This is a genomic window from Cronbergia sp. UHCC 0137, from assembly GCF_034932285.1.
Lineage (GTDB): Bacteria > Cyanobacteriota > Cyanobacteriia > Cyanobacteriales > Nostocaceae > Cronbergia.
Genome location: NZ_JAYGHC010000005.1, coordinates 123,812 through 149,971, shown reverse-complemented (window position 1 = coordinate 149,971; position 26,160 = coordinate 123,812). Strand labels below are relative to the sequence as shown.

At 37.7% G+C, this 26,160-nt stretch carries 28 protein-coding genes; 16 read left to right on the top strand and 12 right to left on the bottom strand.

The window, feature by feature from the left end:
- Positions 1 to 15 precede the first annotated feature (15 nt).
- From VB711_RS03920 to VB711_RS03900, 5 genes are all read right to left on the bottom strand, one after another.
- Positions 16 to 519 (bottom strand): SHOCT domain-containing protein, encoded by a 504-nt coding sequence (locus tag VB711_RS03920; RefSeq protein WP_323284402.1) that lies wholly within the window; start codon positions 517 to 519, stop codon positions 16 to 18.
- Between the two features lie 245 nt (positions 520 to 764).
- The gene (locus VB711_RS03915; RefSeq protein ID WP_323284400.1) at positions 765 to 3,008 is read right to left on the bottom strand and encodes a dynamin family protein; all 2,244 of its coding nucleotides are present in this window, start codon (positions 3,006 to 3,008) and stop codon (positions 765 to 767) included.
- A gap of 110 nt (positions 3,009 to 3,118) precedes the next feature.
- Positions 3,119 to 5,200: a dynamin family protein gene (locus tag VB711_RS03910; RefSeq protein ID WP_323284399.1), complete on the bottom strand. Its 2,082-nt coding sequence runs from the start codon at positions 5,198 to 5,200 to the stop codon at positions 3,119 to 3,121.
- Positions 5,201 to 5,426: 226 nt separating this feature from the next.
- Positions 5,427 to 5,732, bottom strand: a complete 306-nt coding sequence (locus VB711_RS03905; protein ID WP_323284398.1) for a hypothetical protein — start codon at positions 5,730 to 5,732, stop codon at positions 5,427 to 5,429.
- Between the two features lie 172 nt (positions 5,733 to 5,904).
- Positions 5,905 to 6,054 carry a hypothetical protein gene (locus VB711_RS03900; protein WP_323284397.1) on the bottom strand — a complete coding sequence of 50 codons (150 nt, stop codon included), beginning with the start codon at positions 6,052 to 6,054 and terminating at the stop codon, positions 5,905 to 5,907.
- A gap of 261 nt (positions 6,055 to 6,315) precedes the next feature.
- On the opposite strand from VB711_RS03900, the gene rsmH reads away from it, so the two are divergent.
- Positions 6,316 to 7,203, top strand: a complete 888-nt coding sequence (rsmH, locus tag VB711_RS03895) for a 16S rRNA (cytosine(1402)-N(4))-methyltransferase RsmH (RefSeq protein ID WP_416233555.1) — start codon at positions 6,316 to 6,318, stop codon at positions 7,201 to 7,203.
- Here rsmH and VB711_RS03890 read toward each other — a convergent pair.
- The gene (locus tag VB711_RS03890) at positions 7,181 to 7,852 is read right to left on the bottom strand and encodes a M23 family metallopeptidase (RefSeq protein ID WP_323284396.1); all 672 of its coding nucleotides are present in this window, start codon (positions 7,850 to 7,852) and stop codon (positions 7,181 to 7,183) included. The two genes, rsmH and VB711_RS03890, sit on opposite strands and share 23 nt — an antisense overlap.
- Before the next feature lie 96 nt (positions 7,853 to 7,948).
- Between VB711_RS03890 and VB711_RS03885 the strand changes: the two genes are divergently transcribed.
- From VB711_RS03885 to VB711_RS03845, 9 genes are all read left to right on the top strand, one after another.
- Positions 7,949 to 8,329, top strand: coding sequence for a hypothetical protein (locus VB711_RS03885; protein WP_323284395.1), 381 nt, complete (start codon positions 7,949 to 7,951; stop codon positions 8,327 to 8,329).
- A 64-nt stretch (positions 8,330 to 8,393) separates the two neighbouring features.
- On the top strand, positions 8,394 to 9,278 hold the full coding sequence (locus VB711_RS03880; RefSeq protein ID WP_323284394.1) for an SGNH/GDSL hydrolase family protein: 885 nt from the start codon (positions 8,394 to 8,396) through the stop codon (positions 9,276 to 9,278).
- Positions 9,279 to 9,330: 52 nt separating this feature from the next.
- Entirely contained in the window at positions 9,331 to 10,314 is a 984-nt protein-coding gene (locus tag VB711_RS03875) for a HindVP family restriction endonuclease (RefSeq protein WP_323284393.1), read from the top strand.
- A 37-nt stretch (positions 10,315 to 10,351) separates the two neighbouring features.
- Positions 10,352 to 10,411 (top strand): HindVP family restriction endonuclease, encoded by a 60-nt coding sequence (locus tag VB711_RS03870; RefSeq protein WP_323284433.1) that lies wholly within the window; start codon positions 10,352 to 10,354, stop codon positions 10,409 to 10,411.
- 19 nt (positions 10,412 to 10,430) lie between these two features.
- Positions 10,431 to 11,321: a DNA cytosine methyltransferase gene (locus VB711_RS03865; RefSeq protein WP_323284392.1), complete on the top strand. Its 891-nt coding sequence runs from the start codon at positions 10,431 to 10,433 to the stop codon at positions 11,319 to 11,321.
- Between the two features lie 233 nt (positions 11,322 to 11,554).
- Complete coding sequence (locus tag VB711_RS03860; RefSeq protein ID WP_323284391.1) at positions 11,555 to 11,872, top strand: hypothetical protein; 318 nt, start codon at positions 11,555 to 11,557, stop codon at positions 11,870 to 11,872.
- Between the two features lie 273 nt (positions 11,873 to 12,145).
- Positions 12,146 to 12,598 (top strand): type II toxin-antitoxin system YhaV family toxin, encoded by a 453-nt coding sequence (locus tag VB711_RS03855; protein WP_323284390.1) that lies wholly within the window; start codon positions 12,146 to 12,148, stop codon positions 12,596 to 12,598.
- A gap of 44 nt (positions 12,599 to 12,642) precedes the next feature.
- Positions 12,643 to 13,542 (top strand): ion channel, encoded by a 900-nt coding sequence (locus VB711_RS03850; RefSeq protein WP_416233554.1) that lies wholly within the window; start codon positions 12,643 to 12,645, stop codon positions 13,540 to 13,542.
- A 149-nt stretch (positions 13,543 to 13,691) separates the two neighbouring features.
- Positions 13,692 to 14,240: a pentapeptide repeat-containing protein gene (locus VB711_RS03845; protein ID WP_323284388.1), complete on the top strand. Its 549-nt coding sequence runs from the start codon at positions 13,692 to 13,694 to the stop codon at positions 14,238 to 14,240.
- A gap of 51 nt (positions 14,241 to 14,291) precedes the next feature.
- Here VB711_RS03845 and VB711_RS03840 read toward each other — a convergent pair whose 3' ends face one another.
- The 4 genes from VB711_RS03840 to VB711_RS03825 all read right to left on the bottom strand — a co-directional run bounded on the left by VB711_RS03840 (position 14,292) and on the right by VB711_RS03825 (position 18,670).
- Complete coding sequence (locus tag VB711_RS03840) at positions 14,292 to 14,648, bottom strand: hypothetical protein (RefSeq protein WP_323284387.1); 357 nt, start codon at positions 14,646 to 14,648, stop codon at positions 14,292 to 14,294.
- 793 nt (positions 14,649 to 15,441) lie between these two features.
- Positions 15,442 to 17,166, bottom strand: coding sequence for a precorrin-3B C(17)-methyltransferase (gene cobJ / locus VB711_RS03835; protein ID WP_323284386.1), 1,725 nt, complete (start codon positions 17,164 to 17,166; stop codon positions 15,442 to 15,444).
- Positions 17,167 to 17,336: 170 nt separating this feature from the next.
- A complete protein-coding gene (locus tag VB711_RS03830; RefSeq protein WP_416233553.1) occupies positions 17,337 to 18,044 on the bottom strand; it encodes a precorrin-2 C(20)-methyltransferase in 708 nt (235 codons plus the stop codon).
- Positions 18,044 to 18,670 carry a precorrin-8X methylmutase gene (locus tag VB711_RS03825; RefSeq protein WP_323284385.1) on the bottom strand — a complete coding sequence of 209 codons (627 nt, stop codon included), beginning with the start codon at positions 18,668 to 18,670 and terminating at the stop codon, positions 18,044 to 18,046. Before VB711_RS03825 ends, VB711_RS03830 begins: the two co-directional genes overlap by 1 nt.
- A gap of 849 nt (positions 18,671 to 19,519) precedes the next feature.
- Between VB711_RS03825 and VB711_RS03820 the strand changes: the two genes are divergently transcribed.
- Complete coding sequence (locus VB711_RS03820) at positions 19,520 to 20,593, top strand: glycosyltransferase family 4 protein (RefSeq protein WP_323284384.1); 1,074 nt, start codon at positions 19,520 to 19,522, stop codon at positions 20,591 to 20,593.
- Here the strand turns inward: VB711_RS03820 and VB711_RS03815 are convergent.
- On the bottom strand, positions 20,586 to 20,975 hold the full coding sequence (locus VB711_RS03815) for a DUF1499 domain-containing protein (protein WP_323284383.1): 390 nt from the start codon (positions 20,973 to 20,975) through the stop codon (positions 20,586 to 20,588). The genes VB711_RS03820 and VB711_RS03815 overlap by 8 nt on opposite strands.
- A gap of 137 nt (positions 20,976 to 21,112) precedes the next feature.
- Here VB711_RS03815 and VB711_RS03810 point away from each other — a divergent pair, with 137 nt between their 5' ends.
- From VB711_RS03810 to grxD, 3 genes are all read left to right on the top strand, one after another.
- Positions 21,113 to 22,261, top strand: a complete 1,149-nt coding sequence (locus VB711_RS03810) for an alanine--glyoxylate aminotransferase family protein (protein ID WP_323284382.1) — start codon at positions 21,113 to 21,115, stop codon at positions 22,259 to 22,261.
- Positions 22,262 to 22,562: 301 nt separating this feature from the next.
- Positions 22,563 to 22,820: a BolA family transcriptional regulator gene (locus VB711_RS03805; RefSeq protein ID WP_323284380.1), complete on the top strand. Its 258-nt coding sequence runs from the start codon at positions 22,563 to 22,565 to the stop codon at positions 22,818 to 22,820.
- A gap of 76 nt (positions 22,821 to 22,896) precedes the next feature.
- On the top strand, positions 22,897 to 23,220 hold the full coding sequence (grxD, locus tag VB711_RS03800) for a Grx4 family monothiol glutaredoxin (protein ID WP_323284379.1): 324 nt from the start codon (positions 22,897 to 22,899) through the stop codon (positions 23,218 to 23,220).
- A 515-nt stretch (positions 23,221 to 23,735) separates the two neighbouring features.
- On the opposite strand, the gene VB711_RS03795 is transcribed toward grxD, so the two are convergent.
- A complete protein-coding gene (locus VB711_RS03795) occupies positions 23,736 to 24,167 on the bottom strand; it encodes an AbrB family transcriptional regulator (RefSeq protein WP_323284376.1) in 432 nt (143 codons plus the stop codon).
- 458 nt (positions 24,168 to 24,625) lie between these two features.
- On the opposite strand from VB711_RS03795, the gene VB711_RS03790 reads away from it, so the two are divergent.
- Positions 24,626 to 25,069: an Rrf2 family transcriptional regulator gene (locus tag VB711_RS03790; protein WP_323284375.1), complete on the top strand. Its 444-nt coding sequence runs from the start codon at positions 24,626 to 24,628 to the stop codon at positions 25,067 to 25,069.
- Between the two features lie 109 nt (positions 25,070 to 25,178).
- Positions 25,179 to 26,129 (top strand): adenosylcobinamide-phosphate synthase CbiB, encoded by a 951-nt coding sequence (gene cbiB, locus VB711_RS03785; RefSeq protein WP_323284374.1) that lies wholly within the window; start codon positions 25,179 to 25,181, stop codon positions 26,127 to 26,129.
- Positions 26,130 to 26,160: the final 31 nt, after the last annotated feature.

Below are 26,160 nucleotides of genomic sequence, written 5' to 3'. Positions count from 1 at the left end.
TTTTTTGCTATGTATCTAGAGAGAATCAAGAATTTTTTGTTTCTGAAGTTTAAATTCTTCTTCAGAAATTTCATTTGCTTCATATTTTTCCTTCAATTCTTTAAGCAATTTAACTGCTTTGTCATCGGTTTTATAACTTAAAGAAGATTGAACTGAATCACCAAAATTTGAACTTGGTACAGATGTTGTTTTTCCTCCTAATTTCTGACGTGCAGACTTGACAGCAATTACTTGTTCTGCTGTAATCGCACTTATACCTAAAAAAGAGATGAAGTTCGTAGAATTTTCTTCAGTGTTTGAAGATGAACCCATGTTAACTAAAACACTCAAAATAATGGTATAACCAAAAATTTTAAGTGGATTAATTGCTCTGTTTAAATAAATTAATCCAGCAGGAAGGAAGATAAAACTTAGGACTCCTGCTAGAATTGCATTTTTTTGAGCTAATTCACTCTTACGAGTTATGTCTCTCTCAGTGGGTATAAATGGATTCCAAACCGATAAATTTTCCTTGTTCATAAATAGAGATTAGCTCACGAAATATTAGGAGTTGTCAGATAGCAAAATTATTAGACATCTCCAGAAGTTAAATTTGCATTATTTAGAAAATATGTTTATTTGTTCAATTAACATTTGACATATCTTGCTAAGGTGTCTCAATTATAACATAATCTTAAATACTAAGTCAATACTGTACCCATATTAAGGTGAACATTCGTACTAACGAATTAATAAGGGTTTCAGCCTATAATTGCATTCATGTATTATAAATCTGCTAAAATATTATAAGCTTCATTAATTAATCGAATCTTTTCTTGTACCTGTTTTTGCATTTGTGGTTGATTCATAAATAAATCAGGATGCCATTTTTTTACCAAGGTTTTATACGTTTTTTTTACCTCTGCAAAAGAAGCTGTAGGTTGTAACCCTAAAATTTTATAAGCACGAGCAATTTTATCTTTCTCTACTTGTGTTTTTGGCGGATTTTGTGCTTTCTTACTTGCGTTTGTTTGTTGCTGTTTCCCTGAAGATTTTATATTCGCTTTCATTTGCGCTATCTCTTCATCAATTTCCCAAGCACGAAACTTTGACTCTAAATCTGCGGGATTTGGTCGGGGTGTATAAGCCTGCTGACGTGGAGGTTCTAATTTGACTTTTTGAGTATTTTGTTGAGGTGGTGGGGGAACTTGTTGACGCGGTGGTTCTACTTTGACTTTTTGAGTATTTTGTTGAGGTGGTGGTGGGGGAACTTGTTGACGCGGTGGTTCTACCTTTTTCGTAGTATTTTGTTGAGTATTACTAGATTTAGGTGCTTCTTGATAAGGTTGATATTTTGTCGGGATATTCGCTTTTTGTAATTCTTGCAATAATTGATTAAAACCGTTTTTTATCTGTTGGAGATTTTCCCGTTTTTGAGTAATTTCTTGCGGTTCGGGAATAATTCCAAAGTTGATTACCTTACTGGCTTTATATTCATATTCAGCTAAAATAGATAAACCTTGACTACTAAATTCAGATAAATAATTTTCTGCGGCCACTATGCAAATTTTAGCAACTTCTTGATGATAAGATTCTTTATTTAATTGTTCATCTTGTTTCTGCACATTTTGATTTAATAAATAAGAAATACTCCCCACGACAGCAGCACCGATAGGTCCCCCTAATAACCAACCAATACCACCCCCAACTGCGATAGAACCAGGGTTACTCAAATCATCACTATTATTATTGGGTTTTATCGGTAAATTTAATTGTGGTGAATTAGGATAGGGAATTAATAAATCTTCTGGTCGTTCTTCTTTGAAAAAATCAAAAGCTTGATATAGCCATTTTATTACATCTAATCTTAACACATTCAAGTCTTTTTTTAAAGTGTTTATTTGCCAAGTTGGTAAATTATTTTCGGCTAAAGCTATGGAAATATCAGCTTGATATTTTGCCAGCAATTTCGGTAAAGACAACCAATCACGTAATTGATCAATGCTAGTTTTAAAGCCTTGCTGAATTAGGTTTTTAGCATTTTGCTTAATTTCTATTTTGGCGTTTTCTTTATCATCAAAGATTTTAATTTCACTACTAACTTGATAAATTTTATCTACTAATAAAGGTTGAATTTGAGACGATATAACCTGAACTCTGGGGAAACTTATACCCCCACGGTTTTTTTGTAAAATTCCGACTATATTATGTAAAGCTGCTTCAAAAGCTTCTAAACCACTACTACTCGCAAGGGTGACATCACCTTTTAATCTAGCACGTAAAGCGGGTAAAGCATCAACTCGATATAAATTACTAAACCCAGCAGGTAATTCAGCACGAAAACTTTCTGCGACAAATAATAAACGATTTTGAACTTGTTTTTGTTCTTCTGGTTCAAGTAAATTGAGAAAATTAGCGACAAAAATTACTGTCTTTATCCCTCTATCTAATAACCAATCTCGTAAATTTTCCCGTTCCCCCAAGGTCATTAATTTACGAGCATCTAATAATTGTATCACTAAATCTGCGTTTAAAAGGCGATCGCGCACTAAATTATCCTGTGCTTCTCTGTCGTTAGTTCCCGGTAAATCAACAAGTTCCACTCCTGTTGCTAAAAATGGGTGGGGACAAAACACCTCTACAGATGCAACATCCCTTCTCATCTGTCTGTTACCATCTAAAATAGCGAATTTTTGTAAAACCTCTGTACCACTCCGGTAGATTTCTGTACCATCTACTAACATGATTCGAGTGCGAATATCAGTACCATACTTGACTGTTATTGCCGCACCTGTGGTAGGTATTAAGTCAATCGGCAAGGTTCTATTTCCTAGTATAGCATTTAATAAGGTTGATTTACCATGATTAAAGGGACCAAATACTGCTATTTGAAAGTTAGGATTTGCTAGATGGTTGCAAATAGCTGTTACGTCTTGATATAGTTGTGATTTACGATCTAAATTTAGTAATTTACAAGCAGATGTAAGGGAATTTGTTAATTCTTGATAACGTTGATATTGTTGTTGCATTGTTTTAGAAGTTTATCAATAGATATTTTCGCAAATTAAATATTATGTTTGCTTTCTAATTCCTGTAGAGACGTTCCATGGGTAGGGATTCTCGTCTCTACTAATAATTGTTAGCTGTAATAAGCTAATAGGTTACTGTATGCTGCTTCAATTTTTTGGAGTTGTGCTATGACGGTTTCTTGTAATGTTTTTAAGCGGTTTAATTCTTTGTCGCGGTTAATCTCTCTTGTGGCTTTTTGTTGGAGTAGGTTATCTAATTCAGATTTGCGAGATTTGATATCATCATTAATCCGTTTACTTACTTCTCTTTCGTAATCATCAAAACACTGTTTTACCCCTTCATAAACTATGGGTGATTGTTCGTGTGCTACTTGGGGTAAATATTTGACTAATTCTTTTTTAGCGGTTTTTACTAATTCTTTGCGTGCTTGATCTGCTTGTAAGAAACCTACCCCTAAACCTAGCAATGCAAAGCCAATTGGTCCCAAGAAAATCCCTGTAACTGCTGTAATTAATCCTCCCACACCTATGACTGTAAAATAATTTAAGAGGATATTTTTCCAATCAAATCCAGCACTTGCTAATGCTACACCCGCTAAGTTTCCTCTAGATAAAGATAATAATCCCATTGCCCATTTTGCCCATCCGGGTGAGTTATCGTCTTCTGTGGTAGAATTGGTGTTGACTCTAACTTTATTTCCGGTTAATTTTTCGGTAATTTGGTCGGTTACTTGACTGTAAGATGCGCCATATTGTGCAGCAGAACGAGATAATTCTTTAAAGGCTAAATTGATATCTTTTTCGGCTGTGAGTGTCCAAGCTGCAAATTTGTCGGTGATGTATTGCTCAAAACCTTTTTGTAATGCGATATTAAAGGCTTCCCGTTTACCACTACTCAGAAAATCTAATAAATTTAATTCTGGTTGATAGCGGAGGAAGTCGTTTTCAAAGGTATTACCTAAGTTTAAAACGTAGCCACGAAAGGATTCAGATATTGTTCGCGCTTGATTATCTCTGGTACTAATAATCTCTTTTTGAAATTGATCTCCAATGTTGTTGAGTTTGGTAAATTCAGGTTCTACAGAATCAATGCGTTTTTTCAATTCATTCACATCTTGATCTAGTAGAGGAATCCGTCTGTCAATGGCTTCACGGGTGTTATTCACCGCTTGTCTTGCTAAGGTTCTGACTTGACGTAATTCAGCGATCGCTCTCTCTCTGGTTAAAAAAGTATTCAGTGAACCCATGAACGGAGGAAACCCTGTTCCACCCAAATCAGCTTGGGGATTTTTTAATCTGCGTCGCAGTGCTTGAATTGAAGAAAGTTCAAATACCCGTTCTTCATAAACATCTTGACCATCTACATAACAATATTCTGCTAAATTAGCTTTAAATACCTGTCTTAATCGTTCTTCTGCTGCTGCTAAATCTTCCACATCATCAGGATCAATTAATGATTCTTTCACCTGATCCCAAGCATTGATTAAAAAGAAAACCGTTAATCCTCTACCTTTGATATAATTTTCTAAATAGCGTCTTTCACCTAAAGTACAAGGTTGAGAAGCTCGCATAACAAACAAAATTGCATGACAATTATTAACGTAACCTAAAGATAATTCATTTCTTGATTCCGTATCATTCAAACCTGGACTATCAACAATTTCGATACCCTTTTCTAATAAAGCCAAGGGATACTCAACCACTGCATAATCAACATCAGGAAAGGCTTGTTTTTGTTCTTGTTCTAATTTTTTAGCCTCAGCCGGATCTATAGTATATTTATATTTGAAACTCTGAAAATCTAGGGGTTGGGGATTTTTACCATCATTAAAATGAACGGTGACTTTTTTCTCTGCACCATAACGCAAAATAGTTAAGACAGCCGTACAGGGGTTAACATCACTTGGTAATAAATTTTCACCAATTAAGGCATTAAGAAACGTACTTTTTCCCCGTTTCATATCCCCTAAAACCAAAAGCCGAAATACACCTTGGCTGAGATTCTTGCTGGCGACAGTTATATCTTCAATATCTCGTGCTAAACTAAGCTTGCCGGAAGAAGTATCTCCATCTAATTCCGCTTGATTAATTGTATCAGCGATCGCTCTCAAACAAACAGAAATTTCTGAACGTACTTGAGCAACCCGCTCTAAATCATTAATAAACCTATCAGTGCCAACTTGATAACTCATGATGATAATCTAATAAAGGGATATACAAATGTCAGGAGTCAGGAGTCAGGAGTAGAAAGAAGTTAGATTTTCTTAGTCTGAGATCCTGAATATTTACATAAGACCTCTTGCATAAATACTTTGGTGTAGCCAAAAATATTCTTGAAAAGCTCACGCAGAGGCGCAGAGGCGCAGAGGCGCAAAGAAAAATTTGAAAATCACGACTTTTGCAAGAAGTCTATACAAATTAAGAACGTTTCTTTTTTTCACCCGTGAAAAAGAGTTTGTAAGATACCCAAACCAAGGTAGCAATCACAATAATTCCTGCTAAAGCCGAAGCAACTTTCACCGCAATCAAAGTCGCTACACCAAGTCCAAACAGTTTCGCACCAAGAATTAATCTTCTTTTCCACGGTTTTGATAATTGTTCTGAATTATGCTTGACAGTTTGGATCACAGGTGCTTCAGTTGGATTGATTTGTGCTTCTATTTCCTGTAAACGCTGTTCCACCCGACGTTGAAGTTCTTTATTCTGTTGATTTTGAGATGTCATTGATTTCTACCATCTGTATAACAAAAAAGATTTGAATGGACAATTATGATGTATCTTAACTTACATACGGAATTAATTACAAGAGTCAAAAAATTTTAGGATAAAAACGTCCTTCTTCCTTTCCCTACGGGAGCGAATGCGGTTCATTAAATCCTTATGCTTCCAGATAAAGTTACAAATCTTCACTTTCCTGTTGAATTAAACTCATCGCCTCTGCTATAATAGAGTCCCGTTCAACCATCCCTGCCAATTCCGTCACCTCATAACGTCCTTCAAAAGCTTCAATTGCTGCAATACCAAAGCCGCAGGAACATCTCCGCAAACTAGCAATTCTTTTAACTTCAATAACTCTTCCATGTTTTTAGTCTCCAGTTATGAATTTATTCTCACGCAAAGGTAGAAAACAATGTGGGCGTTGAAAAATCAATGATTTCAAACTCTTACTCTCTGCGACTCTGCGCCTCTGCGTGAAACAAAATCATACTCTTAATCAGCAACGCCACAATGTCTTTAACGCCTAATTATGATATGATGATTGAGAGTTTAGAAAAATCCTTGACACTTTTAACAAACAGTGATAGAATTGGAATTAGACCCAATTGAATTTTCCCACATTCCCGTACTAAGTCGCCAGGTAATTGACGGTTTAACCGTGCGTCCTGGTGGACATTATTTAGATTTGACGGTAGGTGGTGGAGGCCACAGCCGTTTGATTCTAGAAGCTGCTGCGGATGTGTGGGTAACAGCACTTGACCAAGACGAAGATGCTTTAACTGCGGCGCGTCAGAATTTAGCTGAATATGGAAATAGAGTAAAATTTATTCACCAAAACTTTGCTAGTTACGAATTTACCCCTAACACCTACGATGGTATTTTAGCCGATTTGGGAGTGAGTTCCTACCATTTAGATCAAGCAGAAAGGGGTTTTAGTTTTCGTCACACAGCTAATTTAGATATGCGAATGAATCGCCAAGAATCCCTAACTGCGGGAGAAGTAATTAATGAGTGGGATGAACAAGAATTAGCAAATATCTTTTTTAAATATGGGGAAGAAAGACTTTCTCGCCGCATTGCTCGGAGAATTGTCGAAAAAAGACCCTTTTATACTACCACAGAATTAGCCGAAGCGATCGCCTATTCTGTCCCGCCCAAATACCGACATGGGAGAATCCACCCAGCCACCCGTGTATTTCAAGCTTTGCGAATTGTGGTTAATGATGAATTGAAGGTATTGGAAACCTTAATTGAAAAAGCTCCTAACGCCCTTGTTCCCGGTGGTAAAATCGCCATTATCAGCTTTCATAGTCTAGAAGACCGATTGGTGAAACATGGGTTAAGAAATTTACCTTTGTTGCGGGTATTGACAAAAAAGCCAATTATTGCTGAGGAAGAAGAAATTGCGGAAAATGGGCGATCGCGATCTGCTAAATTAAGAATAGCAGAAAGAATCAATAGCCAGAATGACGAATAGTTTTTGATTCTTGAATAATGACTTGAGACTGTCGATAATTAACAGCTTTTCTGGCTATTTGCTGTTGAGCGAACATTTCTCGAATCACCAAAGCCGGGTCAATATACTTGTTATTATATTTTAACCCCCAATGGAGATGGGGTCCAGTGGTGCGTCCGGTCATCCCTACCCTACCCATTCTAATCCCTGTCGGGAGAACCTGACCTTCCCAAACAATAATTCCCCCAGCACGATCAATCATATAACGTCGTCCATGGGCGGTTTCCACCTTTCCTTCCAGATGACAATAGGTGTGTTCCCAGTTTCCTGATTTGATCACAATATGAGTTCCGCAAGCAGTTTTGTCACTCACTTTAGTCACCACACCTACCCACCAGTTACGAATATAACTACCTTGGGGAGCAGCGATATCCAAGCCGGAGTGAAATTCTAAGTTATTCCCACCAGTCGCAGAACGCCGATAACCAAAGGGTGATGTATAGGCTTGAAATATTTCTATCGGGAAAACTGCTGCTGACCAACTATTAACCCTGGCGACTTGCTTAGGCTTAACTTGTCTGGCGGTGACAATTTGTGGTAAAATAGAGATTAAACCAATTATTGATATTATTATACCAAAAAAAGCGACTTTTTTGCGTTGCTGATTCATTTTTATGTAATATTTAGTAATATTTAAGCGTTCAAAATTCTGCTATCTTACTGGGAAGATGTTGTAATGTCAAGTAATATAGAAAACAAATAAGCAATGCTGACTGATATTTTACCATTTTCTCTGGAATTGAACACGATCGCGATCGCTGGTGCAAGTTTATGGTCTTTGGCTCTATACTTGGGTTTGTCACGGTTTCGGGACTGGGTGACAGAGCAACTAAATCGCTGGTTCAACTTCGCAGAGCAATCCCTTTATACCAGTCAGTCAGAATTTGAAAAGACACGCAAAGCCAGAGAAGCACAAAACGCCTTTTACGCCTCATTATTTAGCATTATTCCTTTTTTTCTATTCGGTGCTTTATGTAACTGGGTTTTGGATATTAGTTTAGGTAATAGTTGGGGAATTAGTACGGGTATACTTGCCTGTATGGGTACGGGTATTTACGAATTAGGACGCAGAGATGGAGAAGAGTAAAACTTTTTTCTTCCTTTGCGCCTCTGCGCCTTTGCGTGAGCTAATCTTAATTTCAGTGCTAATTATGGGATTATTAATAGTGATGGAGTTGGGATTGCGATCGCTCTTTGGTTTCGGTAATCCTTTAATATATATTCCAGATCAGCAAATTGGCTATTTATTAGCACCAAATCAAGGTACGCGGCGTTTTGGAAATCGCATTGAAATTAATCAATATTCTATGCGAAGTGGAGCTTTTCAGGAAGTACCTACCAGTTTGCGAGTGTTAGTTTTAGGTGATTCTATTGCTAATGGTGGTTGGTGGACTGATCAGGCAAATACCATACCCAGTTTAATTATGAATAGTTTTCAGGAGGTGGAAGTATTGAATGCTTCTGCTAATTCCTGGAGTCCCAGAAATCAATTAGCCTATTTGGAAAAATTTGGCACTTTTAACGCTGGTGTGGTGGTGTTGTTAATTAATACCGATGATCTGTTTGGAACTGCACCTACTTCTTTACCGGTGGGACGCGATCGCAACTATCCAGATCATAAACCACTTCTAGCGATATTTGAAGTATGTCAGCGTTATATTTTTAAACAAAAGGCAATACCTGGATTACCGGAAGAAAAGGGCGATCGCGTCGGTACTATTTTAACAGCTATTGATAAAATTTACAACATATCTCAGGAAAAAAATAGTAAGTTTCTTTTAGTTATGACCCCCTTATTGAGAGAACTTGATCAACCCGGTTCTCGTGATTATGAAATTGTCGCTCGTCAACGTCTCAGCGATTTTACTAGAATAAAGGGGATTAATTATGTAGATTTTTTACCCATATTTCAAGCCACAACTAACCCAGAAACCTTGTACCATGACCATATCCATCTTAATTTACAAGGTAGTCAATTAGTTAGTCAAGAAATAGGGCGATCGTTACTTTTAGAAACTCCAAAATCTACGCAGTAGGGTATAAAGTAAGTTATCATGAATAATTGAGTCGTTTGTAGGTGGTGATTTTGTGTTACAACAGCCTGGACTATTTGGATTAAAGCATTCAAATCGAGACTTTACTCAAAAGGAATACTGGGGAAAAAACTGCTTCAATTCATCGTTTCCAGCTTCTCTCTGTTCTTACTTATATAGCTGCAATCTTGAGAATATATATCTTATATTAGACTCAAATTTAGAAATAAAGCATTCCAGCATAAGTACAACAGAACTATATGGAATTAATCCAATCTCAGACAACTTATTTTATGCTTTTGAAACTCAATTTACACCATATCAGCAATACCTAATTGGTAATCTTCCTGGTGTTGATTTAGTTACCCAATCAAGAGATACAGGAACTTGTTTACAAGCTATTGAGATTAAATTAACAGCCTTACCTGATAATACAACTTGTAAATTATCTGAAGATTTATATGGTTGCGAAATAGTTATTAGTCCAGATACAATTGTTTATCTTGCCTGTAGTTTTGTAGAAATATTTAAAAATAATTTAGACATACTCAAAAATCTAATAAATGGGACTTTTGAAGATATTTTAGATTGGTCAGAAGCACAACAAATAATACCATATATTCCCAACATAATTAATATTATAGATTCAATTTCGCTCTCAATTTTAGACAATCAAAAACCTCTGCTCATGCAGCCTATATGGAAGACTCAAGGCAAATCACCAAAGCTTTCAGAGAATTGTTTAGACATTTTTGTATGGAGCAATCTAGCTTTTACTAGGCTATTTATAGATTTAGCTAAAGCTGAAATTGAACTATATGGTGGAATTAGAGCTATTGGGAGACATACTAGAACGATTATTTGGCTTTTCAAAATGATTTATGATTTTAGTATTAATAGTTCTTTTAATCATGCAAGAATAATAGACACTCTTTCATATAATACAAAAAATGATAAAGCGTTTGCCGTAAGTGGAAGAATTACACATATATATATGAAATCAGAAATATTGAGACAGCCTAGAATCAAAAAAAACTGACATTAAAGAAATCATTATTGGTGGAGGACAAAATCTATTGAGTCCAGAGAGACGTTTTGATGCTATCATATATAACACTCCTGATTTATTTGATTGATATTTTGTGTGGATTTTATATGAAAACGGTAGATTTGTTTGCTGGTTGTGGAGGGTTATCGCTGGGATTTGAAAACGCTGGTTTTGATATAGTAGCAGCTTTTGATAATTGGATACCAGCAATAGATGTTTATCGAGCTAATTTTAAGCATCCGATCTTCAATCAAGATTTATCGAAAGAAGAAATTTATGAATTTATTGCTAAACTGAATCCAGAAATAATCATAGGTGGTCCACCATGTCAAGATTTTTCTAGCGCAGGTAAAAGAGATGAAAATCTTGGTAGAGCAGATTTGACACTTTCATTTGCAAATATCATTTCCTATGTTAAGCCTAATTGGTTTGTTATGGAAAATGTTGACAGAATTATCAAAAGCAAAGTTTTACATAAAGTTTTAAGCATATTCAAAACAAGTGGATATGGACTGACTTCCAGCATTTTGAATGCAAGTTATTGTGGAGTACCCCAAGCAAGAAAGCGTTATTTTTTAATTGGTGAACTTAACGGAAAAGATAACTCTTTAGAATGTTTATTAAATAAAAATCTTTCAAAAAAACCCATGACTATTTTTGAGTATCTGGGTAATGAATTAGGTCTTGAGTATTATTACAGGCATCCCAGAAGTTATCAAAGAAGAGCTATTTTTAGCATATATGAACCTAGTCCTACAGTCCGGGGTGTAAATCGTCCCATACCGAAAACGTACAAAAAACATCAAGGAGATGCTTGTGATATTAATCATAATTTACGTCCTCTAACGACTATTGAACGCAGCTATCTTCAAACTTTTCCAAAAACATTTCAATTTCAGGGTAGTAAATCTGATTTAGAGCAAATGATTGGTAATGCTGTTCCTGTTAAACTTTCTGAATATATAGCTTCTTGTATTCAGGACTTACACAAGGGATAGGAAATATCGGAGTTTGAGATTGTTACGGAAGCCTCGCAATGATGAGAATAGCGTAAATCTTGAACTAGCAACTTGGGTTATATAAAAACTACTGTAAAGTTATAACATAAGTTATAATAAATTTATCCCCAGACCAAAATCTAGTATAACCTGCTGTGGAGTGACTATAGTTTGGCTACGCTTAGTACAAGTTTTGTGCGCCAAATTTATCAAAATCATAACCGAAAAATCCTATGGCTGATAAAATTTATCCTATCAATCCTGCAAAAATAGGTAATCAAGATGGGTTTCGTCTTCCTCGTTCTTTTTTTAAAGATTATCCTCATTTAGCAAATGCTTCAGGGTATATACAGGTATTGTCAGATAACACATTGTTAGTAAAATTAGACGCGGATATTAATAACAATGATGAAGATGAAGGTGTGATGTTAAGTTTGTTTTTAGATTTTCTGATGAAAGATGCTATTCAAAATAGCGAACAATTAGTTATGTACACTCAAGAAATGAGCGAAGAAATAGATGATTTACTAGCTGACGTAATCTTAGATTAAAGTCAGAATAAAGATAAATAAAGCAGAAGTCAGGAGTCAGGAGAAAAACTGGCTTTCTGTATAGGGTTCAATTTAAATTCTGTACCCAATACTTGTCGGTTAAGCTAAAAACATTAAATCAGGTAGGTTGGGTTGACGTTAGGAAACCCAACATTTACGGGCTTTTGTTGGGTTGCGCTGTCGCTTAACCCAACCTACAAAAACTCTTAACCGATAAGTATTTATTCTTTACCTCATTGATCTGCAATCTGCTGTATTCTTAATTTTTAATTAATGGTTGCATTTACTTGTAATGGTTGGCAAATATTTTTTTACCCATTATTTAACACCCAATGGATAGAATTGCGTGAAAAGGTCAAAAAATTAAAAGATGAATTACCCAAAGACGAATTTATAAAACATCCAGATGCGAAATTATTAAAAGCGTTAAATATTGGAATAAAAGAAAAAATTCCCCAAGACCCTTTTGCGTCATATTTCATTTTACAGAAGCCTTTGCAAAAGTATGGTCGTCTCAAAAAAATGGGACTTCCAGAAAGATATAGATTGTTTTTTAGAGTCTTTAAAGAACAAAAAATAATTATTATTCTGTGGTTGGGGTTTCCTCGTAAGGAGGGTGATAAAAAAGATTGTTACCAAGTGTTTACTAAAAAAGTTGAAAATGGTGAATTTCCCGAAAATGTTGAGCAGTTTATGATTGAATATAATTTAGATAATTCCGAATAGTAAATCCCCCAGATTTCCGACTTCTATAAATATGAGTAAATTCAATGAAATTTAAACGACACAAAACTTCTATGATTCCACGAACTCATATTAAAATCCGTAATGGACGGTTTGAAATTATGGGTATGGGTACATGGCATTCTTATTTGCGTGATCCTTACCATTTGCTGTTAACAATTCCTTGGACTGGGTTCTTAATCCTGATTTGTGTTTTTTATATAGCTATTAATACGGTGTTTGCCCTAGCCTACATTTTGGGTGGAGATTGTATAGCAAATGCCCAACCAGGATCATTTTTAGATGCTTTTTTCTTCAGTGTGCAAACATTGGCATCTATTGGTTATGGTGCCATGTATCCCAAAACAACTTATGCCAATATCATAGTTACCATTGAAGCGATGATTGGTGTAATGGGAATTGCTTTAATGACAGGACTAGCATTTGCACGGTTTTCTCGACCAACAGCCCGTGTAATTTTTAGTAAAGTTGCTGTAATTACACTACACGATGGAGTTCCAACCTTGATGTTTCGCACTGCAAACCAGCGTCGGAACATGATTTTAGAGGCACAGATGCGAGTGTATTTAATGCGGGATGAAATAACCGCAGAAGGTCAAGCATTACGTCGAATTTACGATCTTCAACTTTTGAGAAAGCAGACACCAAATTTTTCTCTATCCTGGACAGTAATGCACGCTATTGATGAATTTAGCCCTTTATATCAAATCACACCAGAACTACTCTTCAAAACTCACTCTTTATTAATAGTTTCTCTCAGTGGCATTGATGAAACCGTTTCCCAAGTTGTCCATGCCCGTCATAGTTACCCTGCTCATGAAATATTATGGAATCATAGATTTGTGGATATTATGCACCATACACCAGATGGACATCGGTATGTTGATTATAGCCAATTCCACAATGTATTAATTTTGGATGAATAGCAAAATAGCAATAAGTTTAATATATTTCCATTAAATAAATTTAAAAATCCCAAAATCTCAAGCACAATAGAACTATGAGGTTTAGCTAACATTTCTGTGGTGTGGCTAGAGTGATGTATAGATCACCGATAGACATAACGAGGTGAATCATGGATGCTAAAAAACTCCTGACTTTATATGTAGCAGGAGAGAGGAATTTTCAGGGAGCTAATTTGCATCAAGCTACTTTTAGAGAGGCTAGCTTAACGGGAATCAATTTAGCTGAAGCCGATTTGAGTGGTGCTGATTTCAGTGATGCTAACTTGAAGGGATGTAATTTAAGTCGCGCTAATTTAACTAATGCTGACCTAAGTGGAGCTAATTTACAATCTGCAAACTTGAGTGAAGTGAATTTAATTGGTGCTGATTTAACTAGAGTCAACTTTAAAGAAGCTAACTTGAGTCGTGCAGATTTGCGAGGAGCGAATTTAGTTCAGGCTAATCTATTGGGTGCGAACCTGAGTCAAGCAGAAATGAGTGGTGCTGATTTCAGTGGTGCTAATTTCCAGCAAGCCATTTTGATTAGTAGCAACATCAATGAGGCTGAAATTAATCATGCTAATTTAACAGAAGCAATCATCACTGAATTAGAGATAACTGGTGAAGTTTTGCATCTGGGGTTATCTCATCAATGGATAACTTGGGCTGGTAGTTGCTGATTTTGTGGGGACTAGGGACAATAACTAACTTCCTGTCCCCATATTCGATGCTTAGTAAACCAACGGTGCTACACCACGCATTTGACGCAAAGAATTAATACAAGCGGGACAATCACAACCAAAAAGAGCGATCGCTGTATCGCCTTCTTCTACATTAAACTCTAAAATAGGGGCATCTTCTGGGGAAGCAGCAGGTTCTAGTTCAGCTTGATAAGCAGGAATTTGAGCCAGTACAGAAGCCCTTGCACACACTAAACCAACTATATGCTTATTACGAATACAGGATAGCTGATCACTCTTTTTCGCTACTGGTTCAGCCGCTTGGGCTTGATTCAACATAACACCCATAGTCAGAATAGAACTAATCAACACCGGAGAAGAAAGTAAGGTTAGTATAAATTTGTTCATGGATTTATTTTTGAAACACACTTGACTGTTTAGGATATACGATTAACCTTTACACTTCAAGAGATCATATATCAGGATTGACAATATGGCAAGGAATGGGTAATGGGTAATTGGTGATTGGTGATTGGTGATTGGTGATTGGATAACCTTGAAATCCGTGTCATCGGTGTAATCCATTAAATCCGTGATCGTGATTGAGTGTCTGTTAGCATATCACTTCAAAGAGCAAGTAATTGGACATAAATACGATAGTTATGTCTGTTTATCTCCTAGATAATAAAACAGATTATCATACAGCAATTCCAACAATTTTAGGCAATTTAAAATTATATAACTTATGAAAAAACTCTCCCAAACTCCTTCTCCGTGTCCTCTGTGTCCTCTGTGGTTCGTTTTTCCATTTCTTCTCAAAAAATAAATAAAATGTCCGCACAAAACGGACATTAATAAGGGCTTCTGTCACTTTTATTGGCTACAATCATGTGTGGAACATGATGCTTTTATTGTTAATGATTAGAATCAAAAAATCAAGGTTTTCTAATTAATTTACTAGACATAATTATCTGAATAATATAACCTCTTAATTCCTCTCTGCGCGCCAGTTGCTACAAGTCGGGGAACCCGCCCAACGCACTGGCTTGCCTCTGCGCCTCTGCGTGAGACAGAAAAAAAATTACAGACACAATTCCGATAATTAAGTCTTTTCTGTTCCGAGATTTCCTGAAAATATCAATTAAAAATATAAAGGTGGTCAGGTATAACAGCCCAAGGAATAAATATCTATTCTTGGGCTTTATTTATCCCTATTATCCAAATAACGACGCGGTGTATAAACCCATTCCTTCCCATAACTAAACTCAATTTTGCGAGTCTGTGAAGAACCAACCAGAATAATAGTTCGCATATCGGCATCTGTTGCTTCCAACTCTCCAAGAGTTATCACCTTAACCGCTTGTCCTGGTCTACCAAGATTTCGCCCCAAAACTACCGGAGTATCTGGCTTTCTGTACTTGAGTAAAATGCTTTTCGCTTCTGCAAGTTGCCAAATGCGGTCTTTAGAAACAGGATTATAAAAGGCAATGACAAAATCAGCTTCAGCCGCAGCAGCGATACGCTGGGTGATAATTTCCCAGGGTTTTAAAATGTCAGAGAGAGAAATTGCACAAAAATCATGCCCCAAAGGTGCGCCAATGGCGGCGGCGGCGGCTTGCATAGCAGAAATGCCAGGAGCGACTAAAATATCAATATGCTGCCATTCTGGTTTGTTGTAGCGGTCTATAACTTCAAATACGGCTGTGGCCATGGCATAAATCCCAGGATCACCGGAAGAAACTACAGCCACATATCGCCCTTCTGCTGCCAAGTCTAAGGCCATTATTGCCCGCGCTTCTTCTTCTCGGTTGTCAGACTCATGACGGCGTTTACCATCAGCTAAAGAACCAATTAAATTGATGTAAGTTTTATAACCTACTAAATCTGTGGCAGAGTTAAGAATATCCTTGACTTGGGGAGACATCCATTGTGATGCACCGGGACCAGTACCAATAATGGCTAATTTACCTTGTGGTTGACCGATTTTGTTGGGGTTGATGATTTGGGGAGAAATAGCGGCCACCGAGTTCTCTAGAGAAGCTAAAATTGTCCCATTGGTACCTGTGGCAGCTAGGGCGATCGCTGTGGCTGAGTTATAATCTTTTTGAGCAAAAAATCGGGCAGGTACTCCTAAAGCCTTGGCTACAGCGTGAATTGTTGGGTTAGCAGCTAGGCACAGAGGGGCAAAAATGCCGGCGACTGAGGTGGGTGCAAGTTTAGCCTCCCCTAGTAGTTGATGGATTAAAGTCAGGGTTTCCGGTTCTGTTGTGGTGAGTGCGATCGCGATCGCGGCAGGATGATAAACTAAACAGTTAGGTTGAGGAATCACCATCTTTTCTGTCACCTGGATAGTTAATTCTCCTTGGGAATCTATTGGTAATTGACTTTCACTTAACCAAGGTGCTATTCCTTCTAACTTAACTTTTGCCCCTGCTAACAAATCAGCAATAAATTTTTTTCCATCTTCTGGATTAGCTAAATGATATCCAGGAGGAGGAGACAATAAAGCAGTCTGAAAACGTAAATCCCCTGTAGTTGTAATCGCTGCTTTCACCTCTAACGCTTCCCCAATCAGACGCGCTAAATCATTCACTCCACTCAATCCACCCAACAACGGCACTACAGCACTACCATCTTCAGCCACAGCTAATACTGGTGGTTCTTGACCTTTATCAGTTAATAATGGTGCCAAAGTTCTAATTAAAATCCCCGCAGCACAGATACCAATAATTGGTGTTCCTGAAGCGAACAACTCCCGCAATGTTTCACCGAAATTCGTGAAATTGATATCAACATCTGAAGTACGATTTGCTAAACCATATAATTTGGAATTTGGTAAGACATTGATGATTTGCCGCCCCACTGCCACACTATTTTGGCTTAATACCACTACAGCAGGAGCAATTCTTGTTTTTATATTAGACATTTTTAAATAGGACTTGCTGAAAAATTTTTTTGGTTAGGGCTAGGAGTCAGGAGTCAGGAGTCAGGATTAGAAGAAGAGAAGAATACTCTTGAATCTGGTCAAGTGATAGGTTTTTAGTAGTTTCAATCCTTATTCCTCTGTGTCCTCTGTGCCTCTGTGGTTCGTTTAGATCATAATTTTTGTTTAGTTGGAATCACAATCATCGAAAAATAGGGAACTTCCTCCGGGTTCACTTCATCTAGGGGGATTATTCGTTGTTCTGTCGTTGTTGCCCGTTCAATATACTTTGCCCGTGATGCCATGCCCAATTGATGCAGGATATCCCGAACCTTTGTAAAGTGACGACCCAATTTCATAATTGCGGCTGCATCCGTTGATAATAGATGAGAAGTTAACATTTCTGTGGGTAGTGTCGCCGGTAGAACCGTGAGAATATCGTTGTAATAAGTAAAAGGTACGCCCAAGGAAACAGGACAGGCCATCAGAGAAGAAATTCCAGGCACAACTTCCGTTTGATACTGTTCAGACAAGCGAGTGTAAAGGTACATAAAAGAACCGTAAAAAAACGGATCACCTTCACACAAAACAACCACATCCCGACCGGCTGCTAGATGGACAGCAATGGGTTCAACCTCTTGGTCGTAAATGGATTTGGCTTTTTCTGGTTCTAAAGCACGGGGGAGATGGTAGGGTACTTCAATTTGATTTCCAGGTAAATATTGCGACACAATTTTTCTGGCGATACTTTCCCGGTCTGTGGCTGATTGATAGGCAAGAACTGGGGCAGAACGTAATATTCGCAAGGCTTTTAAAGTTAATAGTTCTGGATCTCCAGGTCCTACACCTATTCCATACAGACGACCTCCATTTTCAATCATTATTCTTCCTCTGTTGCTAAGGCGTTAATTGCAGCAGAGGCGATCGCACTCCCGCCCCTTCTGCCATGTAAAGTTAAAAATGGGACATTGCGACTATCTGCGGCCAATGCTGCTTTTGATTCGGCTGCACCCACAAACCCCACCGGAAACCCTAAAATTACTGACGGACGAGCCACCCCTTCATCTAGCATTTCCAATAACCGGAATAAGGCTGTAGGCGCGTTACCAACGACCACCACCGCCCCCGCGATATGCAATCGCCATAATTCTAATGCTGCTGCTGACCTAGTAGTTCCTAAGCGTTTAGCAATTCGTGGCACTTCTAAATCACCTAATGTACAGATCACCTGATTATTTGCTGGTAATCTCTGTCTTGTTATCCCTTCAACAACCATTCGACAATCACACAAAATTGGTGCGCCACCTGCTAAAGCTTTTCTAGCCGACTCTACAGCCGTTGGTGAATATGCCAAGTCTGTAACAATATCCGTCATACCACAGGCGTGAATGAGACGAACAGCAACTTTCGCTACATCAGGTGGGAGAATGTCTAGGTTCGCTTCTGAGCGGATAATAGCAAAGGAATTGCGGTATATTTCGTTAGGATCGCGGATATAGTTAAGCATTCGATTTTGGATTTGGGATTTTGGATTGATTTTATAGTAAATAATTGTTTATTTTCATTTTTTTAAAGTATCCTTTCAGATATATCATGAAAAACTCGTATTTACACGGGAAGTTCTAGCATAATAGGTTTTATAGAAATTTTTTTGTCATCCGCGAACCTTAATAAGTATAAGTTTTACATATTGCTACTGTTGCAAAAATATCTATTTTATGGTTTGGCGATTCTAGGGAAGTGAGATAGCCCAAGCGCTCCGTAAGAATCGCTCTCTATCTTAATATACAAGTATTAATTTATTATGCCTGGATAAGGAGAGCGATCGCTAAAATTAGTTCTTAAATTATGATCAAAAATAGTTTCTGTATCATAAATTACCAAGTCTATTTTATTTAAAACTGGTTGGGACATGGACTTTTACAAAATTACGAAAAATCTAGATTTGTAGGATTTGAGTATAAGTAATGAGACAGTATTGATTACACAACTGATTTTTTTGTTCCCTGTTCCCTCTCTCAACGAATGAATTTAATTTTGTCCGACTACTTAGCTAAACCCCTACCCACAGAATTTAATAATTAAGCCTTACAAATAATAAAATATTTTCAACCCTGTTCTCTGTCCCCTGTTGCTTACTATATTTTACCTTTTGGGAGAGAGTGAATTACCTATTAAGATAGACAAAAAATATCTAAATTAACGCATAAGATAGATTTAGAGGTAATCTTATATCTAGTTGGTGTTTTCAGCATTTTTTTAATACCTAGTGAATTGTCACTAAAAAACTTAAAAGATCAAAAAAACACCACTAAATAGGGTTTTAAATCAGAAATATTCGTTTGGAAGGTCAATCATGAAAGTTGCCCAAATTGCTCCACTTTGGGAGAGAGTACCGCCTCCAGCCTATGGTGGAATAGAATTAGTAGTGGCATTGCTAACCGATGAATTAGTTAAACGTGGACATGAAGTGACATTATTTGCATCAGGTGATTCTCTCACTTTAGCAAAATTAATATCTGTTCATCCCCGTGCTTTAAGACTCGATACTCATGTAAAAGATACCAGCATTTATGAACTTCTACAAATAGCTTCAGTCTATGAACGAGCAGAAGAATTTGATATTATTCACTCCCATATAGGACACACATCCTTAGTCTATACGAATCTTGTCAAAACTCCTACAGTTCATACTTTGCATGGTATTTTTACCCCAGACAACGAGAAAATATTTAAGTATGCCAAAAAACAACCATACATTACTATTTCCAATGGTCAAAGAGAACCCCGTTTAGAACTAAATTATGTAGCGACAGTTTACAACGGTATTGATGTTAGTAGTTATGAGTTTTATCCTCAACCAACAGACCCACCTTATTTAGCATTTTTAGGCAGATTATCTCCAGAAAAAGGAGTACATTTAGCAATTGAGATTGCCAAAAAAACTGGGTGGCGATTGAAAATAGCAGGTAAAGTAGATAGGGTGGATGTAGAATATTTTGAAACAGAAATTGAACCCCTAATTGATGGGAAACAAATTGAGTATTTAGGTGAAGCTAATCATGCTCAAAAAAATGTCATTATGGGAGGTGCAGTAGCGACTTTATTTCCTATCACTTGGCGAGAACCTTTTGGGTTAGTGATGGTAGAATCAATGGCTGCTGGTACACCAGTAATTGCCATAAGGTTGGGTTCAACCCAGGAAATAATTGCTGATGGGAAGACAGGCTTTTTATGTGATACCGTTCAAGAATGTATTGAGAAAATTGACAAAGTAGGCGAATTAAATCGTTATGCTTGTCGTGATCATGTCGAAAATCATTTTAGTGTCCAGAAAATGACAGATGGCTACGAAGCCGTTTATCAAGACATTCTTAAAAAAGAATATGCCAGAAAAAACGGATATTTACGTCCTGCTTTAGTTAATTAAATTTAGCCCGAATTGTCTCTATGCGTTGGCGATTTACTCCTAAGTCGCCATAGCCTAAGCGGGAAGCAGAACGGACATGAATGATTTTAGTATTACGGTCTAAATAAAATTCTACATCATCGACAAATCCCATCAAAGCAGTTTTAAATTCTGCATATAAATAATCATCGGTTTCTGTAATTATTTTAGTTCCTGGTAAAGATTGAATAATACTTTTCAGCTTGGCTAATACCTGTTCTGGGGTAGATGTAAAACTCAATGGTGCTATTGTGTGCAGTTGATCTGAACTTTGAGAACAGACACAATTAGGACTAGGAGGACAGGGTGCTAATTTGCCATCTTGCACACCTAAATTATTTGGTCTTTTACCTGCAAATATCATAATTATGTTTAATCCTTTGGAGATATTGTTTTTTCTTCCCAATGATAGACAATCATACCATTGCTAAAGTTATTCCTCTGGCGGGCGATCGCGCGATCGCTATATCATGCCCTTAAAGTCTATCCTAAAATAATTTTATGATATCTACATTTTCCATTAACAATGCTCAACGCCTACAACTCCAACCCTTAGAAGTTCCCAACCGTTTATTACTAGGCCCTGGTCCCTCTAACGCCCATCCTGCCGTATTACAGGCGATGAATACCTCCCCCGTAGGGCATCTAGATCCCGCCTTTTTAGCCCTGATGGATGACATTCAAGCCCTGTTACGTTACATTTGGCAAACGGAAAACCCCCACACTATCGCCGTCAGTGGCACGGGTACAGCCGCTATGGAAGCCACTTTAGCTAATACGGTGGAACGGGGAAATGTGGTATTAATTGGTGTAGCTGGTTATTTCGGTAATCGTTTAGTAGATATGGCGGGAAGATATGGCGCAGATGTGCGAACCATGACCAAACCTTGGGGACAAGTTTTCAATTTAGATGAAATCAGTACAGCAGTAGAAACCCATAAACCGGCGATTTTAGCTTTAGTTCATGGGGAAACCTCCACCGGCGCACGTCAACCATTGGAAGGTGTAGGTGAATTGTGTCGCAAACATGGAACTTTATTATTAGTAGATACGGTGACAAGTTTAGGAGGTGTTCCCATCTTTTTAGATGAATGGGGTGTCGATTTAGCTTATAGTTGTAGTCAAAAAGGGTTAGGTTGTTCTCCTGGTGCGTCACCTTTTACCATGAGTTCCCGGGCGATGGAAAAGTTGCAAAAACGTGAAACTAAGGTAGCAAACTGGTATTTAGATATGTTGTTGTTGGGGAAATATTGGGGTGTTGAACGGACATATCATCATACTGCGCCAATTAATTTATATTATGGTTTACGGGAAGCCTTGCGTTTAGTAGCAGAAGAAGGTTTAGAAAATTGTTGGCAACGTCATCAAAAGAATGTAGAGTATCTTTGGGAAAGTTTGGAAAGCATCGGTTTAAAAATGCACGTGGAGAAGGAATACCGACTACCAACGTTAACTACTGTTTGCATTCCTCAAGGGGTAGATGGAAAAGCCGTTGCCAAGCAGTTATTACTTGATCATAATATTGAGGTTGGTGGTGGTTTGGGGGAATTAGCCGGTAAGGTTTGGCGTGTCGGTTTGATGGGTTTTAATAGTCGTCCTGAAAGTGTTGATAAGTTGGTTGAGGCTTTAAAACAAGTTTTAGGTAAATAGGGTTTTTGTATTTGGGTGCGTTAGCAGTGAGTTAGCGCACCTGTGAAAGATACTACGTGTTAATTTTGATATATTACTATTATGTCAAACATGGGCTGTATGTGGCTTTCGAGTTATCGTTGTGGAAGACTATCAGAAGCCTTATGGGATAAGAGATTCAGAATTAACACACTAGAGGAAATCCTTGGCTTATCTGTCAAAATTAACACTCTACCCCCTGCTCCCTGCCCTATTCCCTACTCCCTATCGCCTATTGCCTATAATCCTATAATATAAAAGTAAGTTTTTTCTAGGAATTGCGATGATTACTCCCCAGCAGGTTGAGCTAATGATCAAGGCCGAACTGCCAGACGCACAGGTGCAGGTGCAAGATTTGACTGGTGGTGGAGACCACTATCAAGTAACAGTAGTTTCATCGCAGTTTGCAGGTAAAGGGCTGGTACAACAACACCAGTTAGTTTATGGTGCCTTGCAACAAGCTATGTCTACAGAAGCGATTCATGCCTTAGCCCTCAAAACATATACCCCGGAAGCTTGGCAAACTACAGCCGTTTCATAACATTATGAGTCAGGATAAAGTTTTATTTTATACTGCTCACATCCCATTCTCCAAAGCAACATAGGAAACAAATAGCATGACTCCAGAAATTCAAACAAAAATTGATACCCTGTTACAAGAAAACAAAATTATGGTTTTCATGAAGGGAAACAAGTTAATGCCTCAATGTGGTTTTTCTAATAATGTTGTGCAAATTCTCAATACATTAGGAGTTCCTTTTGAAACAGTTGATGTTCTCTCTGACCAAGATATTCGTCAGGGAATCAAAGAATATTCCAACTGGCCGACAATTCCCCAAGTTTATATTAATGGTGAATTTGTCGGTGGTTCTGACATCCTAATTGAGTTATATCAAAAAGGTGAACTACAGCAAATGGTAGAAGTTGCTTTAGCTTCTTAAAATCTCGGTCTAGTGATTAGACATCTGGTGAAAATTAAATCTGCGTGGACTAAAACTTCTGTAGAGACGTTCCATGGAACGTCTCTACAATCTTTACCAGAGATGTCTATTCGATAAACCCTTCTCCTATCCTTCTGTTTAGGGGAGTAAGGACGTTCGATTGATCGCATTATCTCCGGCTTTTGCGGATTACTTGACCAAAATATGATACTATTGTAGGCTGGGCAATGCCTAGCTTACTTAGGTCTTGCTGATTTAAGCTATTTTGCGCGTCCAAATAGCGATCGCTTGCCCATTAGCTGTGTTTATTTGTCGTAAGTTGGTAGTTAGACAAAAGTTAAAAGAATTTTCAGCAAGATAGGAGGAAATGATATAGCGATCGCTAAGGTGTTTAGGATATCAACTGATGGTATAGGGTGGTGTATGACTTTTGCCTCGTCAGCCAAACTATAGCCATAGATTCAGACTTTCACCTTTCACCTGCTATATCTAATTTCCTGTTGCCTAGTTATTTATTAGGCTGTAGCTTCTAGAGTTTCATCAATTTCTTGATCTTCTGGATCTACTTGGCGTAGTCGGATGTGTTTTTTCCCTAAAGTAATCAGAAATTCATCTCCTGGCTTGAGATTCATTTGCTTTGTATAAGCTGCACCTATCAATAGGTTGCCATTTGATTGTACACTAATTCTATAGCTGGCACTGCGTCCCCCACGACCATTGGCGCTAGACGAACCGTCCAACTCAATACCTTCAGCATCAATTAGGGCATTTAAGAACTTCATCATATTGACGCGCTCTATACCATTTTTGGTAATGGTGTAGTAGCCACACTCTTTGGCTTTTTCTTCCTTGCTTAAGGTTTCTAGCTCTTTGACTTTTATGAGAAGTTCTTCACCAACTAGGGGTTCAATATCAACTAGGGGTTCAATTTTTTTCTGTTTAGGCATCAACTTAGGTCGAAAATGATTGTTTGAAGTGGTTGAATGGATTTTATTTTAGCTGACTTTGAGCTAATAGGAACATGATCCTTTAGTTTTTATCCCAGCCTAGCCAAGTATATTACATTGATAGACAAAATTATGGAAATATTACTAATTTTATCAAGATATTTTAAAAATTTTTTTTGGGGCTATGCTGATAACTACTATAGAAATCAGGTTGGATTCATGAACTTACTCGTTGAGCCAGGCAATAGGAAAGAAGACAGGTAGACGTGTAGGTTCTTTTCCAGAAATTAAATATGAGTAATATTGTGGATGGTTTGTGAATTACTGCTAAACTATGTTGGTTTAGGCTGTTTAAATTCACGAAAAAGGTGATCTAGTCGCTAAGGGCGATAATGGAAAGGGAGAATGATAAGAAAAACTGATTTTCAGTCCTTGTCCATTGGCAAAATAACTGATAAATGAAACTCACGACTAAAGGACACTATAGTGTAAAGGCTTTGCTAGATTTGAGTTTATGTCCTGGATATGGACCCGAATCCGTGAGAGCGATCGCTAAACGTCAAGATATTCCTGCTCCCTATCTAGAAAAGCTGCTCATAGAAATGCGTCGTGCTGGGCTGGTAAATTCAATTCGTGGCAGCGTCGGTGGCTACCAATTAGCCAAAGAACCCGCTCACATCTCCATTGGCCAAATTTTAGAAGCGGTTGGTGAAAATTTGACTCACTTACCCCTTGACAACCCAACAGCTACACAAGCGGAAGATTGGGTAACGTTTACTCTTTGGCAACGACTCAATCAAAAAGTCAAAGAAGCTTTGTACAGTATTACCCTGGCAGACCTTTATTATGATGCTCGTAGTTGGCAAGCATCTCTTGGTGAAGAAGCTAGTTTTGTTGTTTAGTCCTTGATCATTAAAACTGGGTTTAATTAGCATACTAGAAATGGAGGACTAATATTTAATTAAATTTCTGCTCAAATTTAGCAATCACAGAAAGGAAGAAAAATAAATTATGACGGCGGTTGTTTTCATTTTGGCTGCCACTTTCGATTACTTAATTGGTGATCCCTGGGGTTGGCCTCATCCAGTCAGGGTGATGGGGTGGGTAATTTCTGGTTTGAGTAAATTTTTTGGGCAATATTGTCATACTCCTCTGGCACAACGTCTAGCTGGAATTATCTTAGGGTTGATTTTGATAGTTGGTAGTGGATTGGTAGGGTGGTTAATTATTGAAAGTGCTAAATGGGTACATCCCTGGTTAGGAGTGGCTGTCCAGAGTATTCTATTAGCTAGTTGTTTTGCCCTGCGAAGTTTACGGTCTGCGGCTGTAGATGTTATCCAACCTTTAGAGATGGGAAAGTTGGAGGAAGCAAGACAGATTTTAAGTAATTATGTAGGTAGAGATACAGAAAATCTGTCAGAGGCAGAAATTTTGCGGGCAGTTTTAGAAACGGTGACAGAAAATGCTACTGATGGGGTGATGGCTCCTCTGTTTTATGCTATTGTCGGCGGATTTATACCTGTAGTGGGTGCTGTTCCTTTGGCTTTGGCCTATAAAGCTAGTAGCACTTTAGATTCAATGGTGGGTTATAAAGAAGCACCTTATACTTATTTGGGTTGGTTCAGTGCGCGGTTAGAAGATTGTTTAACTTGGTTTCCTTGTCGATTAACGGTGATGACTTTGGGGTTATTATCTGCTAAACCCTGGGATGTTTGGCGCATTTGTCAGCGAGATGCTATTCAAGATCCTAGTCCTAATTCTGGGTGGAGTGAGTGCGCTTATGCTGCTGTGTTGGGTGTGCAGATGGGCGGAACAAATTGGTATGGTGGAGTGGCTAAAAATAAACCATTATTAGGAGATGCTATTTATGGTATTACACCAACGGCCATCAATCAGGCTTTGCAATTAACTAGATATGCTTTTTTATTGTGGTTAGGGATAGCGATCGCTATATTCTTATAACAGGGAACGGGGAACAGGGAATAGTGAACGA

Coding starts and splice junctions, on each gene's coding strand:
- VB711_RS03885 (WP_323284395.1), top strand. CDS start 7,949: ATGCTGACTGATATTTTACCATTTTCTCTGGAATTGAACACGATCGCG.
- VB711_RS03890 (WP_323284396.1), bottom strand. CDS start 7,852: ATGAATCAGCAACGCAAAAAAGTCGCTTTTTTTGGTATAATAATATCA.
- grxD (WP_323284379.1), top strand. CDS start 22,897: ATGACTCCAGAAATTCAAACAAAAATTGATACCCTGTTACAAGAAAAC.
- VB711_RS03855 (WP_323284390.1), top strand. CDS start 12,146: ATGGTTGCATTTACTTGTAATGGTTGGCAAATATTTTTTTACCCATTA.
- VB711_RS03815 (WP_323284383.1), bottom strand. CDS start 20,975: ATGATATTTGCAGGTAAAAGACCAAATAATTTAGGTGTGCAAGATGGC.
- VB711_RS03820 (WP_323284384.1), top strand. CDS start 19,520: ATGAAAGTTGCCCAAATTGCTCCACTTTGGGAGAGAGTACCGCCTCCA.
- VB711_RS03910 (WP_323284399.1), bottom strand. CDS start 5,200: ATGAGTTATCAAGTTGGCACTGATAGGTTTATTAATGATTTAGAGCGG.
- VB711_RS03810 (WP_323284382.1), top strand. CDS start 21,113: ATGATATCTACATTTTCCATTAACAATGCTCAACGCCTACAACTCCAA.
- VB711_RS03850 (WP_416233554.1), top strand. CDS start 12,643: ATGAAATTTAAACGACACAAAACTTCTATGATTCCACGAACTCATATT.
- VB711_RS03915 (WP_323284400.1), bottom strand. CDS start 3,008: ATGCAACAACAATATCAACGTTATCAAGAATTAACAAATTCCCTTACA.
- VB711_RS03845 (WP_323284388.1), top strand. CDS start 13,692: ATGGATGCTAAAAAACTCCTGACTTTATATGTAGCAGGAGAGAGGAAT.
- VB711_RS03805 (WP_323284380.1), top strand. CDS start 22,563: ATGATTACTCCCCAGCAGGTTGAGCTAATGATCAAGGCCGAACTGCCA.
- cobJ (WP_323284386.1), bottom strand. CDS start 17,166: ATGTCTAATATAAAAACAAGAATTGCTCCTGCTGTAGTGGTATTAAGC.
- VB711_RS03865 (WP_323284392.1), top strand. CDS start 10,431: ATGAAAACGGTAGATTTGTTTGCTGGTTGTGGAGGGTTATCGCTGGGA.
- VB711_RS03840 (WP_323284387.1), bottom strand. CDS start 14,648: ATGAACAAATTTATACTAACCTTACTTTCTTCTCCGGTGTTGATTAGT.
- VB711_RS03825 (WP_323284385.1), bottom strand. CDS start 18,670: ATGCTTAACTATATCCGCGATCCTAACGAAATATACCGCAATTCCTTT.
- VB711_RS03860 (WP_323284391.1), top strand. CDS start 11,555: ATGGCTGATAAAATTTATCCTATCAATCCTGCAAAAATAGGTAATCAA.
- cbiB (WP_323284374.1), top strand. CDS start 25,179: ATGACGGCGGTTGTTTTCATTTTGGCTGCCACTTTCGATTACTTAATT.
- VB711_RS03880 (WP_323284394.1), top strand. CDS start 8,394: ATGGGATTATTAATAGTGATGGAGTTGGGATTGCGATCGCTCTTTGGT.
- VB711_RS03830 (WP_416233553.1), bottom strand. CDS start 18,044: ATGATTGAAAATGGAGGTCGTCTGTATGGAATAGGTGTAGGACCTGGA.
- VB711_RS03920 (WP_323284402.1), bottom strand. CDS start 519: ATGAACAAGGAAAATTTATCGGTTTGGAATCCATTTATACCCACTGAG.
- VB711_RS03905 (WP_323284398.1), bottom strand. CDS start 5,732: ATGACATCTCAAAATCAACAGAATAAAGAACTTCAACGTCGGGTGGAA.
- VB711_RS03790 (WP_323284375.1), top strand. CDS start 24,626: ATGAAACTCACGACTAAAGGACACTATAGTGTAAAGGCTTTGCTAGAT.
- VB711_RS03795 (WP_323284376.1), bottom strand. CDS start 24,167: ATGCCTAAACAGAAAAAAATTGAACCCCTAGTTGATATTGAACCCCTA.